This window comes from Ruminococcoides intestinihominis, from assembly GCF_040096285.1.
GTDB lineage: Bacteria > Bacillota > Clostridia > Oscillospirales > Acutalibacteraceae > Ruminococcoides > Ruminococcoides intestinihominis.
This window is the reverse complement of record NZ_JBBMEY010000050.1, coordinates 1-10,779: the sequence shown is the minus strand read 5'-3', so window position 1 is coordinate 10,779 and position 10,779 is coordinate 1. Positions and strand designations below refer to the sequence as shown.

General features: G+C 29.5%; 9 protein-coding genes. 1 reads left to right on the top strand and 8 read right to left on the bottom strand.

Features of this window, described 5'->3' with window-relative positions:
* Positions 1 to 211: 211 nt before the first annotated feature.
* The 4 genes from WMO18_RS09580 to WMO18_RS09565 all read right to left on the bottom strand — a co-directional run bounded on the left by WMO18_RS09580 (position 212) and on the right by WMO18_RS09565 (position 5,929).
* Positions 212 to 1,495 carry an Ig-like domain-containing protein gene (locus WMO18_RS09580; RefSeq protein ID WP_367286564.1) on the bottom strand — a complete coding sequence of 428 codons (1,284 nt, stop codon included), beginning with the start codon at positions 1,493 to 1,495 and terminating at the stop codon, positions 212 to 214.
* A gap of 10 nt (positions 1,496 to 1,505) precedes the next feature.
* Entirely contained in the window at positions 1,506 to 3,818 is a 2,313-nt protein-coding gene (locus WMO18_RS09575; protein WP_367286563.1) for a C1 family peptidase, read from the bottom strand.
* A gap of 472 nt (positions 3,819 to 4,290) precedes the next feature.
* Positions 4,291 to 5,112: an SGNH/GDSL hydrolase family protein gene (locus WMO18_RS09570; protein WP_211148557.1), complete on the bottom strand. Its 822-nt coding sequence runs from the start codon at positions 5,110 to 5,112 to the stop codon at positions 4,291 to 4,293.
* 37 nt (positions 5,113 to 5,149) lie between these two features.
* Entirely contained in the window at positions 5,150 to 5,929 is a 780-nt protein-coding gene (locus tag WMO18_RS09565) for a YdcF family protein (RefSeq protein ID WP_211148556.1), read from the bottom strand.
* 464 nt (positions 5,930 to 6,393) lie between these two features.
* On the opposite strand from WMO18_RS09565, the gene WMO18_RS09560 reads away from it, so the two are divergent.
* Positions 6,394 to 7,278 carry a hypothetical protein gene (locus WMO18_RS09560; protein ID WP_296074690.1) on the top strand — a complete coding sequence of 295 codons (885 nt, stop codon included), beginning with the start codon at positions 6,394 to 6,396 and terminating at the stop codon, positions 7,276 to 7,278.
* Between the two features lie 53 nt (positions 7,279 to 7,331).
* Here the strand turns inward: WMO18_RS09560 and WMO18_RS09555 are convergent, their stop codons facing one another.
* From WMO18_RS09555 to WMO18_RS09540, 4 genes are all read right to left on the bottom strand, one after another.
* A complete protein-coding gene (locus WMO18_RS09555) occupies positions 7,332 to 7,493 on the bottom strand; it encodes a hypothetical protein (protein ID WP_287926945.1) in 162 nt (53 codons plus the stop codon).
* A gap of 1 nt (position 7,494) precedes the next feature.
* On the bottom strand, positions 7,495 to 8,742 hold the full coding sequence (locus WMO18_RS09550) for a hypothetical protein (RefSeq protein ID WP_367286562.1): 1,248 nt from the start codon (positions 8,740 to 8,742) through the stop codon (positions 7,495 to 7,497).
* A gap of 180 nt (positions 8,743 to 8,922) precedes the next feature.
* Positions 8,923 to 10,278, bottom strand: coding sequence for a sodium-dependent transporter (locus tag WMO18_RS09545; protein ID WP_211148616.1), 1,356 nt, complete (start codon positions 10,276 to 10,278; stop codon positions 8,923 to 8,925).
* 93 nt (positions 10,279 to 10,371) lie between these two features.
* On the bottom strand, positions 10,372 to 10,560 hold the full coding sequence (locus tag WMO18_RS09540; protein ID WP_211148617.1) for a hypothetical protein: 189 nt from the start codon (positions 10,558 to 10,560) through the stop codon (positions 10,372 to 10,374).
* Between the last annotated feature and the right edge of the window lie 219 nt (positions 10,561 to 10,779).

Below are 10,779 nucleotides of genomic sequence, written 5' to 3'. Positions count from 1 at the left end.
TGGTTTCCTCCATTGGAATATTGATTTTATTATATCATATTCCCCCTGTTACTCTATCAAAAATATGATAAACTCTCAACCACTTAGTTTAAGTGCAGTTTTTCTTTTATCCAAAATTATATTATTTATTATATGCTAAAAACCTACCTAAAATAAATAGGTAGGTTTTTTACGAACATTTTTAATTTTAATTACTTACCGGTAATACTTTTTATTTTACGGTAATTTTGCACTTGGCAGATTTTTTACTGCCGTCTTTTGCAGTAGCGATAATATAGCAAGTACCTTTTTTCTTTGCAGTTACTTTACCTTTGCTATTAACTATTGCTATCTTTGATTTTGATGTTGACCACTTAACAGTTTTATTATTTGCATTATTTGGGTAAACTTTTGCTTTTAGTGTAACTGTTTTCTGCTTTGCATTGCCTTTCACTCTTAGAGCTACAGACTTTTTATTTAGCTTAACACTAGTTACTGGTTGCTTTACTGTTACTTTCAAATTTGCATATTTATTGCTACCGTCAGTTGACATAGCTTTAATAATAGCTATACCCCTACTCTTTGCAATAATCTTACCACTTTGAGAAACTGTAGCTACCTTAGAATTAGAAGTAGTCCACTTTAGCTTTTTGTTAGTTGCATTAGCAGGTGTTACCGTTGCCTTTACAGTTGTACTTTTACCTTTATTTAATGTAACTGACTTTTTATTTAAAGCTACTTTTGTAATCTTATTTACGGTTGGTTTGGTTGGTTGCACAATAGGCTCTGCATTTACTTCTATATAATAGCTTCCGCCCATATAATCAAGGGCAGTATATGTACCATCACCATTATCTTTAACTATGCTTCTATCAGAATTTACACGATCTATAATTTCATATGTATATTCATTTTTTAATGTATCATAGCATGGTACTACTTCTAATATTTTTATTGAAGTGATTTTGTATCCTTCTTTTGGTGCATAAGTTTCTGTTCCGAAATTGTAAGCATAATGACCACTATGTGGCTCTTTATTTTGATATTCCTCGCTTGAAGTTACATTGTTTAAATTCCAAACAAACAACTTTGCAGGATTTCCAGTAATAATAACATCATCATCTTTATGTTCGCTGATACCATTAATACAAATATAAATATCATCTACCACATCAGGAATTACTACCAAGAAATTTCCTCTACTTACTAAAATTGGCTCAATGATTGTACCATCACCCATAATAACGGCTACATTAAATTCAGATCGAGTACAGTTTGAACTAACATTAGTATTGAACTTAATATTAGTTGTATATGGTTTGCCTTTTTCTGTTTCTTTCACCGGATTTGTTAAAAAGTTATAACCTTCTTCAACAAAGGCAAAAGAAGAATAAATACAGTGAACTTTGCACATTTTTTTATCTGTATTATTTGTACTATCAGCAAATACTGATGTACCAACAACCACAGACATAATCATCATAACTGATAATAATATAGATACTACTTTTTTCATAATTAACCTCCTAAGCCTCTACCGGAAATGATTCAATTTGCTTATTAATATACTTTAATATTAATTGTTGATCTTCTTCATTAACGTAGCCGTCACCGTTAACATCTGCTAGTAATAACTGATATGTATTTAGTTCTAACTGACCATCCAAATATTTTAAAATAGCTATTGAATCTTTAACATTTACTACACCATCTAAATTAACATCACCATAAATAATAGTGACTAAATTTGTTGCGTAAGAATATCTCGCCTGACCATAAAAATATATACCATTTTCCTTGGCAGAAACAAAACATCTAAGATAATTATTAATATCATTTAACTTTATAACATATTCATTATTATTTGCATTTTCAATATTCGTCCAACTAATACCATCTTCCGAACGCTGCCATTGATAATTCAAATCATCAACCCTTTGATATTCATCAGTTAATATAACATTTATTTTTTGACCAAAAGATGTCTTACCATTTACATATACTGCCGGTACATTAACTTTGTATGTAATTAATAGTGTTTGATTATCACCATCTGTAAACTCAAAAGTTATTTTCCTTTTTCCTGTTTCTTTTAAATCAGAAAAATATGACTTATAGGCAGCAAAACGAACAACTGAACCATCATCTTTTACGTTAGTTAAACTGTAATCTTTGTTTTGATGAAGAACATTTCCTTTATCATCAATAATTCTGTATAAAGCATTTCCATTCAGATTTATATTAGTTTTCACACTGGTTCCAGTATAATCCCTAGTATAAGTTGATAAAGTTGAGTTTTCTACTTTAGCATTGCTTTTCACTAATGTAGGTCTTATGCAAAAGTTTCCATCATACTCAATTTCGTCAAGTTTTGAAACAACATCTCTCCAACTTCCACCTTTCAAATATACACTTTCACCTCTATTAGCAACAGATTGACAATATAACTTTATTACTTGCGCATGTTCATCGCCTGTATAATAGTTTTTCTCCTTATTTAACCACAAACAATCTCGACCAGGTTTATCAGTATATTTTGAGAAATTTACAATTATCGCAACTCTACTAACATTTTCTAATGATACTTTATCTTTAAAATTAGCAGTAATATAACCCTCATGTTCAATTACTCCGTTAGCTAATGATTCTCCCCATTCACTGGAATTTGTTGGGATATTTGAAGTTTTACCCAAAGGTACTACATATATATTATATTTTGCACCTATGTTACTATTATAAAACATTACATCCTTTATACAATCGTAACTATCCTGAAGTTTTGTTAAATCATAAATATTAGCCATTGCAAATGTATTATTAGTATTATCTATTGTTTTACCTACCTTTTCTCCTAAAGGTGTAATATCATATGATAACATTTTTTCACTAGATGAATTTTTATTAATTTTAGCATAAACCATAGCCTGATTATTAATAGTGACATCTTCATATGAAATCCAACAATAACCCTGTTCTCCAAAGTCAGTTCCCCAACTATTTTTTATTAACCAAGCTCCATTTTTTGATGGTCTATGATTTTCCAAGAAATTATCCTTACTATAATTGTCATCCCAACCAACACACAAAACTTCATGACCTCCATTTTTAATATCTTCATCAAGATAAAGTGCACCTGTTTTTTCATTACGATAGTATTCATTAGTTTTAAATGATAATATTATTTGACCGTATTCTTTTATATATTTTTTAAATTCATCCTTTGATATATAAAATGCATCAGTTAATTTGCAATTTGGAATAGAACTGCTAAGTTTCTCTTTGTACCACTGTGATGTATTGACTTGTAGAAAACTATTAGAAAATGGAATATCAGCATCATAATTTGGTGCTACCCAATTAACATCATTTCCACACATAAAATCTGAATTACTATTAGTTAAATATTGGGCAGCTATACTTTCAAAACCACCACCACCAAAAGATCCATTATAATATCCATAACTATTTCCAAATACATTTTTAGAATTACTACTTAAAACGAATCTCATAGACTCCTCTGAGAAAGTTTGTAATAAACCTGTTTGATTATAAGCAGAATGTTCAAAATCAGCTATTGAGGCAAAAGCCCAACAACATTCTGTTTTTTTTTGATTTTTTACAGGTGTTACAAAGCCTTCTTTCCTTGCATCAAACGAGGAACCATAGTCGGTATTATCAGTAGTTTTAGGCAATGACACTTCATAATCATCACTAATATAACCAGTTTGATAATCATTTATTTCAGCTGCTGATGCAAACAAGATAGATGTTAGTATAATTGTACTAACTATCAGTGACAAAATAGTTACTTTCTTTAAACTTAATTTTTGTATTTTCATATAATACCTCCAATTTAGTAATTGTTACTGAAATATAATATATGTGTAATAACCTACCTTTATCAATAGATATTAATTCACATCTAATTTATTTCACTTACATTTTACCATATTATTCCTACATTTTCAACAAACATTATATACAAATAATTCTTTACTGATTTGTACACAATAACATAAAACACCTACTAAACACTGCTTAGTAGATGTTTATCATTAAATATTCAAGAAAGTTGCATTTGTATCATCAACATACTTTCCCTTTATTGTGGAAAAGGTTTGCATATGAGGTGTTGTTAGGTGAAGTTGTTGCAAATCCTTTGACTGCCATTTTTCTATTAGAACAAGTTTATTTTGTGTTGTATCTTCCGGTAAAAGGTAGCTCAAGGAATATAGAATTATTAATTTATTTATTAAGAATTACTAATTTGTATAGCATACTTAAATAAAACACCTAAATACAAAGCATAAATTATTCAAACATTCTGCAACCTAATCTAACAAGGGCATTGGCTGATTTCTGTACACTTGACCAACTTGCTTTATGGACATCATCCATTGTTTCTTCTACTAAATCTGCAATAATCCTATGACCCTTTACTGATGGATGAATATAGTCGTTTTGTACTAAGGAAGTATTACCTGTACTGTTGCTATAAGTTCTGAAAGTCTTTTCAACATCTGCAATTACCATATTACTATCAGTCTTTGCTTCGTCAAAATAAATCTGAGTGTAGTCTTCTCTAAACATTTCAACAAGCTGACAAAGTAGTTCGGTAAATTTATCACTTTGACCTAAGAATGGATTGTAAACAGTTTGCAAAACTATCTTTGCTTTAGGGTTAAGCTCTCTAATATTTTCGTGAATAGAACGAAGATTTTGCTTCACTGTTTTCAGCATATTTTTAATCATTTTGCTGTCTTTACCTTTTTCAATTACTTCAAGAATTTCTGTAAAGTCAAGGTTATTTCTAAGTTGCAAAAAATCATTACCACCAACAGAAATGACAATTGTTTCTGCTTGTTTTAGGTGGTTTTTTGCCTTATCGTTTTTCTCAACTAAATTAAGTACATCAGTAGTTGTGTAGCCGTTTACTGCATCATTAGTAAGGGTATAGTCCCTTTCATTTGCAACAATATTGCCATAAATATCATCTTTATTTTCGATACCTAAGCCATAGGCTATAGAGTCACCTATAACTGCTAAGTAGTCCTTTTTAGTTTCTGCAAACATTGTTATAGTGGATGTTACCACCATTAATACTGAAATAAATACACAAATTATCTTCTTCACTATACACATTCCTTTATTTTATTATGCCATAAAAATATTATTTTAGTAACTCAACAGGTATTGCAAACCATTCTCTAACCCAATAGGTTACTATTACCGAACTAATTGGCTTGGCATTTACTGCACCAACCTTGCCGGATTTTCCTTGTCTGTTGGCAATAATTCTTGCTCTTAACTGATGGTAACCATCTGTTGCAATAGCAATATTTTCTGACAAATTATTCTTTTCAATTATTTTGTAAGAATTGATTAAGTTAGAATCAGTATTAGTTGACTTGTCTTCAATAAACAATCTATCTTTGCTAATACCTTTCTTAACTAAAATATCGTACATACATTGTGCTTCACTCATAGGTTCATTGCTACCTTGACCACCTGACAAAACAGCCTTTGAATTTTCATTTTCAACAAGATATTCATAACAAGCCTGTACTCTACGATTTAAGCTACCACTAGGAGAACCGTCAGGTCTAACCATAGCACCTAAAGTAATAATTGTAGAATTTGGTTCAGGTTTTTGCAAAGTAAAGAATGCCATAAGACCACTTATTACTACACCATACACAAGAAAAAGTGCAATACAAACCTGTATTATTCTATATAGCACCATCTTAAAACCACCCATTAGCCACTTTTCTTTTAGCTTTTGAAAATACTTGTAAAATACACATCTGCAAAATACAAAAGCAGTAAACAGTACACCTACAACATTTCCAACACAAATTATTCTCTTAGCCATAGGTAACAAGAACCATAAGAAAAGTCCTGCACTAATAACGGCTAATACAATTCTAATAATTGATTTAAACTTTTTCATTTTTATTTCCCCTATTCTTAAACAATTTAATTATTCGTCACTAAGACTAAGAAAACTACTTATTCTAATCATTAATTCTATATGAAAGAATAGTCTTTGTTTTTGAAACTTCCTCAAATTTAGGATTATCTGTACAATCGGTAGTAGTTTTTAGCTAAATATACTTACTACTTGTAGGAAAAAATACAAAACACATTACAGCTAATAAAGTTAAAATAACTTTTGATAACATAAAAATCATCCTTCCTACTAATAATACTTTTTATGTAGGGGAATTGTTGCAAAAAATTTTAAATTTTTCAATTTATTTTACAAACATTATAATATAAAAAAATAATATTGTCATTAGAAAAACAAAAAATCTGCAAAATTTCTTTATAATAATTATAATAATAGAAAATATTGCAGTAATAATAAATAAATGGTATAATTTTGTAATATATAGGAAACAAGAGGTTAGAACAATGGGACTCTATGAGTTATTTGAAGATTTAGAAAAGATAGATAGAAAAATCACAGAAAAAAACGAAAAAGAAAGAAGAATTTCTTGCAATGTTTGTGGAGATATGTTCAGTTATGCTGACAGAATAGAGCTTTCTAATGGCATATGTTGTCCAAATTGCAAAAACAAAATTTCTCCTTGGTTTGATAAAGAATTACAATTCACAGATGTAGTTGATTTAAAAAATCACTTAACATATAGGGATAAAAATTTTACAGAGCTTTTTGATTTTAATCCTACTATTGAAATCGGTAATGAACTGAAAATCCTTATTGATGAAAGAATGAAGAAATTTGTTATTGCCTCTGAGGATTATGACTATAAGGAGAAAAACTCCGACTTAATTTCTTTAACATCTGTTACAAGTTGCAGGCATAGAGTTGTTGAAAGTAAAGATGAAATTTTCTTTAGAGATGCACTTGGTCGTACCGGTAGATTCACTCCTAGAGCATTTAATTATTCTTATGATTTTGTTATTAATATTGAAACCAACATTCCATTTATGAGTAAAATGGAATTTAAGATTAACAGATGCAGAGTTGGTTCTGACAACCCTACAACAATTCAAGTTAGTAAAGAAAATTTTACTAATAAAATTAAGGACTTTTTCAAAATGGAAAGAATGTATCCGGGAAAAATTGACAACTCTAAAGATGTTAAAAATTCCCCTGAATACAAAACATATGAACATTATGCAGAAAAGATGTGTGAGGCAATTTTACAAGGAAAAGAAAATGCACATAACCGTTATTATGACAAATCAAAATATATTATTTGTCAGTGGTGTGGTTCAAAGATAGATATTAACGCATCTACTTGTCCTCATTGTGGTGGTGTAAACAAATAAAACTTTATACATAAGTAAAGGGTTGATACTGATTAAAGTATCAACCCTATTTTTTAATCTTCATCCCAAGATGAAATAAAGTGAATTTCTCCACTATCTAAATCCATAGCAGTATTATCTGATGTTTTTATCATTAAATTCCCATCAGAATCCATTGCTGTATTATCGGAAGTGGTTATACAAAAATCACCATCATCAAAATCAAAAAAGCCCATATTAATCCTCCTTTTCTGCTAAATTTATAATTTTATCATACCATTCATTAGATTCTTTTATTAATTCTCTTAGGATAGGACTTGAAGAATTTTCATCAATTCTAAAAATATCAGTTAAAATTCCTTTTTCCCTTACATTCCAAAAAGCTATTAAATTGTAGTTTTTATTAATTACAATATCATTACATATTTTTCTATACTCTTTTTGAGTTGGTTCAACACCCCACCGTTCACACATACTGATATGAACCTCATCAATTAATTTAACTAATTTTTCATACATCTTTTTATTATGCTGAGTTATTCTTCTAATAGGCAGTTCAACCTCTCTAATATTCAGCAAAAGCATTTTTTCAACAATCCTATCTAAATAAGGATACATAACAGTATTAGTCCTATTAAATCTAGACTGAACATTAAACTCCGATGAGAAATAATCAATCATATTTTCATCAGAATTTGCAATAGTTTCTATTAATTCATCAATACATGAGGTTTCTATTTGATATGATTGATAATTCTTAATAATGTCTTCATATGGTATTGGGCAAGTATAATCCATACCGTAAAGTTCCGGCATTTCCCTTGCGTGGAGTCTTTCGAGCATTTTATAATCCTTATTCTTAATGGCTAAAATAATTAAATTAGTGCGTAAATTCCTTTCGGTTTGCCTTTCATATACGTAAGGGTTATAAAGATAATTTCTGTTATTCTTTTTAACAGATGTTTCTGCAGCCCATAAAGCACCTTTATTAGCCTTATCCGAAAAATCTTTTTCAGGTATAATGTTAATATAATTAATACTGATTAAATACTTAACAAGGTCATAGTTTTTGAATTTGAAGGCATAGTCAATTAATGATTTACCGTATTCATCATAATTTAATGAAATACTATCTTCTACATTAATATACTTTTCCCATACTTTTTTATCAGTTGAAAAAGCAAGTTGATAATTTGTCATATGATTTTTTATTGGAATATATTTTTCCCCACAACTTAGTATTTCATCACAAGACACATTAAGCAGATTAGCATAGATAGGCAAATCAGCAATTTGTATACCTTTTCTACCCTTAATTATTTGAGATATTTTATTGCTATAATTTGCAATTTGTTCTTCACTTGGCTTTGCATTAAATTGAACATCTAGAACCTTAATGCAAAACTTTCTTCTTGAGTCAAAATTCTCGGATATTAGTTTTTCTAAATATCTACCGATTTCTTGATTATTCTTAACATTATTCATATCTATTACCTACCTTTTTCTTTAAACTCAGTATAACACCTATGAATTAACAAATCTATATAAGAAATGCATATAATTTTTCACACATCAAAAAGTCAAGAAAAAAGTATATGCTTTTTGCATACATATGATTTTTCATAAGTAAAGGGTTGATACTGATTAAAGTATCAACCCTAATTTTTAGCCTATAAATTTTTGTGCGAAAACTATCAAAATTAATATTGGAAGGACAAACTGCAAATATGGTTTTACAATTCTAGGTAGCTTCATACCTTTACCTGTATTACATTCATTGTAGTAGTTGTCAAAACCCCAACCAAACTTAGTAACACAGAATAATAAGTAAACTAAAGAGCCAAGTGGAAGTAAAATATTACTTACAACAAAGTCTTCCATATCTAGGATACCCATACCAAGTACATTAACACCACTTAGTAGATTAAAGCCAAACATACAAGGTAGGCTTGTGATGAATACAATAGCAAAGTTAATAACTGATGACTTTTTTCTACTGATTTTAAATGTATCTGATACGAAAGAAACAAGGTTTTCAAACACTGCAATAACAGTTGAGAAACTTGCAAATGTCATAAACAAGAAGAACAATGTTCCCCAAATTCTGCCACCTGCCATATTTACAAATACATTTGGCAATGCATCAAAGATAAGTGCAGGACCTTGACCTGCTTCTACATTATAAGAGAAACAAGCAGGGAAAATGATTAAACCGGCCATAATTGCAACAAATGTATCTAGGCAACAAATTCTCACAGCTTCACCTGTTAGAGTATGGTCTTTATTCATATAACTACCGAAGATTTCCATAGCTGCAATGCCTAAACTTAAAGTAAAGAATGCTTGGCTCATTGCTGAAGTAATAACATTGCCTAAACCGATTTTGCTAACTCTCTCAAAGTCAGGAATCAGATAAAAGCTAAGTCCTTCTTTTGCACCGGATAAAGTAAAACTATGAACTGCTAAAACTACAATTAAAACCAGCAAAGCAACCATCATAAACTTACTTACTTTTTCAAGACCTTTTTGAACACCTTTACTACACACAAAGAAACCTAAAGCAGTAATTATAAAAATCCAAATTAACATTTCTATTGGTGAAGATGTTAAGTTATTAAACACATTTGTAACCGACTTTGAGTCCATACCGGTTTTAAATTCACCTATGGCGAATTTATAGAAATACGATGTCATCCAACCTGAAACTGTTGTGTAATACATCATCAGCATATAGCAGCCTAACATACAGAACCAACCGTGAATATGCCATTTACTCTTTGGCTTTTCAAGTGTTTTGTAACTTAGGACTGCACTTTTGCCACTTGCTCTACCAACTGCAAATTCCATTGTCAAAACAGGAATACCCATTAACACTAAGAATATTAAATAGAACAGTACAAATAGTCCACCACCGTTTTGGCCAACAACATAAGGAAATCTCCATACATTACCTATACCTATAGCACAACCTGCACTAACAAGTAGGAAACCTGTACGGGACTTAAAACTTTCTCTTTCCATTATACTACTCCTAAAAATTTAATCACCTATGTATTATACTCAACTAAAAGTAATCAAGTCAAGAAAAAGAATTTATTTCGTTATTATGTACAATTATAAGTCAATATCATTGTCTAATAAGTCATTAGTATCTTCAAAATCATCAATAAAATCAAAGTCACTATCTAAGTCATCACTAATAATATCATCATTAAATATAACATCGTATTCAAGTGCTTGTTCACCTAAATCAAGATTACCGTCACCGTTTAAATCAAAAAGATTGTCTAAAGTCTCAAACATAAATCATACCTCCATATATGTCTTATTATTATAATAACATATTACCTGTACCAAAAATGGAACTTACCTCTTGTGTATAAAATTTTTATTTTTTGTTAGATAATTAGATTTTTCTTTTTTTGTTAGTAAAGGTTAATTTAACAAATTAGGGTTTGTGGGGTTGATTATGTAATGTAGATAAATTAGATAATAACCGATTAATTCATCTAATTTATAGTT

Coding starts and splice junctions, on each gene's coding strand:
- WMO18_RS09575 (WP_367286563.1), bottom strand. CDS start 3,818: ATGAAAATACAAAAATTAAGTTTAAAGAAAGTAACTATTTTGTCACTG.
- WMO18_RS09545 (WP_211148616.1), bottom strand. CDS start 10,278: ATGGAAAGAGAAAGTTTTAAGTCCCGTACAGGTTTCCTACTTGTTAGT.
- WMO18_RS09560 (WP_296074690.1), top strand. CDS start 6,394: ATGGGACTCTATGAGTTATTTGAAGATTTAGAAAAGATAGATAGAAAA.
- WMO18_RS09565 (WP_211148556.1), bottom strand. CDS start 5,929: ATGAAAAAGTTTAAATCAATTATTAGAATTGTATTAGCCGTTATTAGT.
- WMO18_RS09555 (WP_287926945.1), bottom strand. CDS start 7,493: ATGGGCTTTTTTGATTTTGATGATGGTGATTTTTGTATAACCACTTCC.
- WMO18_RS09540 (WP_211148617.1), bottom strand. CDS start 10,560: ATGTTTGAGACTTTAGACAATCTTTTTGATTTAAACGGTGACGGTAAT.
- WMO18_RS09580 (WP_367286564.1), bottom strand. CDS start 1,495: ATGAAAAAAGTAGTATCTATATTATTATCAGTTATGATGATTATGTCT.
- WMO18_RS09550 (WP_367286562.1), bottom strand. CDS start 8,742: ATGAATAATGTTAAGAATAATCAAGAAATCGGTAGATATTTAGAAAAA.